Raw genomic sequence first — 1,865 nt, forward strand, 5'->3', positions numbered from 1 at the left:
CATAGCAAACTGGGTCAAAGCTACCAGCAAACGTCATAGCAACACCAGGCTCAAACGCTGTCATCACATAAGCTTCAGGTTTACCCACATGCTCGGCTAGTTTTCCTGACAGGATTTTCAGCAACCCATGAAGCTTCCACCACCTGGCAAGCCGAGGTGGTGGTGTCCTATGCTAATCTAGAACTACCGTTAGTCCACAGATCACACAGGCAAACCCAGCTTCTAGGCGGTCGTCCAAATCTTTTGCTGGAACGACCCTCGTTGCTATTTCTACGAACGAGTTTAAACACACCTCTAGCACCGATATTGTAAGCACCATTTAAATCTGCATTAAAGCGCTTAGCTGAAGGGAAAGTTGCTAGAGAGTAATTTTTTGAGCTGCGTCTAACTTTGCCGGAACCATCATAGGCTAATTTTGAAGTGTAAGCCGCCACGACTTCAATTACTTTTCCGCCTAATTCAGCCCACTTCATCTCAGTGAAATTGCGAATTTTAGCTTTAAGCCAGCCGTGGAATCTTTGTCGAAGGTTGGATCGTTTTTTGCCACCCTTCGGCTTCCAGCCCTTAAGATTCTCAAATACTATAGCTAAGGCCGTAGGCCACGCTACGCGAACAGAATTAAACTGTTCAGCAATCTCTACAATTCGCTTTGAAACAATGTGGCCTATCTGATGATTGATTCTTCGGCATTTTTCATAGGTTTTAGAGCAGAACCCCTTATGGAGTCTTCCGCCTTTACCCATAGTCTTAGACGCCCGAGTGGATACGGATTTTAGTCGCTTATCTCGACGGTCTATGTCTCTTCCAGGGTGAACGAATTCACGATGAATTACAGTGCCGCTATGAGTTACGACTGCTATCGTAGCTGTTGTATTTATTCCTAAATCAACTGCTGTGACGTTGGCCTCTGGTTTTCTCTTTTCTGGCTTACAGGCAAATGGAACGGACAAGTAGTAACCCCTCTCATTTAAAACCAATGAAGGAGACATTATCTTGTTGGATGCTACTAGATGACGTTCTCTTAAACTAGTAACTTGGATAGTAGTCCAAACCCAGTCAGAGCCATTGAAAACCTTGATTTCGACTTGGTCATAACCATGTAATTTATAACATTGTCCTTTGTACAAAGAAGGGTAACAACCAGTGTCTGCATTCAACCTTGGAGGTTTAGCATCTCTTCTTTTTCTATTCCCAGACTGCCAATCCCGATAACGAGTAACAAAGCTGCTAACTTGACCGGCAGAGAATGAGATCGCAGCACGTCGCAGATAACTAGGAAATTTGTAGAAGGCTTTATTGAACTGGGGGTATTTTACATTAGGACGTTTAGCTGTCTGATGCATGAGTTTTTCGACAGCCGGAGTCATTTGATCTGCTGTCAACTCTCCCAGTTCAGCCCAGTGAGTATGAATTATGCCGACCAAATACTGACAAGCATGGCGGTATACATTAACCGTCTCCCCTAAAAGTACTTTTTGATCTGGGGTTGGATTAAGCTGCCACTTGTCTGTTCGTATAACTTTGGTCGGCGCTTTCATTGGTAAGCGTAAATCCTCTTTCAGTTAATATTTTAGCTTGAAAACTAGACGACGACAATTAGGTTGTCATAATCCCAATCTTTACTATTGTTGTTAGCGTGGACTAACCCCCACCTGGACGAGGTGGGGGAATGCGTCTCACGACTTGTTCAACCGCTGCTGATTCTGGAGCATCAATGGAAGTTTGAACTTTAATTAGCGGCATAGTTTTGATATCACACCCTAGTTGAGCTTTTGAACAGTTGAAATGTTAAGCGGTCAGCGGTCAGTGGTCAGTAGTCAGCAGTCAGTGGTCAGTGGTCAGCGGTCAGTGGTCAGCCGTCAGCC

At 44.5% G+C, this 1,865-nt stretch carries 2 protein-coding genes; both read right to left on the reverse strand.

The annotated features are described in order from the left end of the window. On the reverse strand, positions 1-124 hold a 124-nt coding region (locus tag F6K38_RS40790; RefSeq protein ID WP_287360528.1), incomplete at its 3' end, for a phenylpyruvate tautomerase MIF-related protein. A gap of 43 nt (positions 125-167) precedes the next feature. After that, a complete protein-coding gene (locus tag F6K38_RS40795) occupies positions 168-1,538 on the reverse strand; it encodes an IS200/IS605 family accessory protein TnpB-related protein (protein ID WP_287360527.1) in 1,371 nt (456 codons plus the stop codon). Between the last annotated feature and the right edge of the window lie 327 nt (positions 1,539-1,865).

It is taken from the genome of Moorena sp. SIO3B2, assembly GCF_010692525.1.
Lineage (GTDB): Bacteria > Cyanobacteriota > Cyanobacteriia > Cyanobacteriales > Coleofasciculaceae > Moorena > Moorena producens.

Excerpts from the sequence above, each read along its gene's own strand:
- F6K38_RS40795 (WP_287360527.1), bottom strand. The coding sequence starts at position 1,538 with ATGAAAGCGCCGACCAAAGTTATACGAACAGACAAGTGGCAGCTTAAT.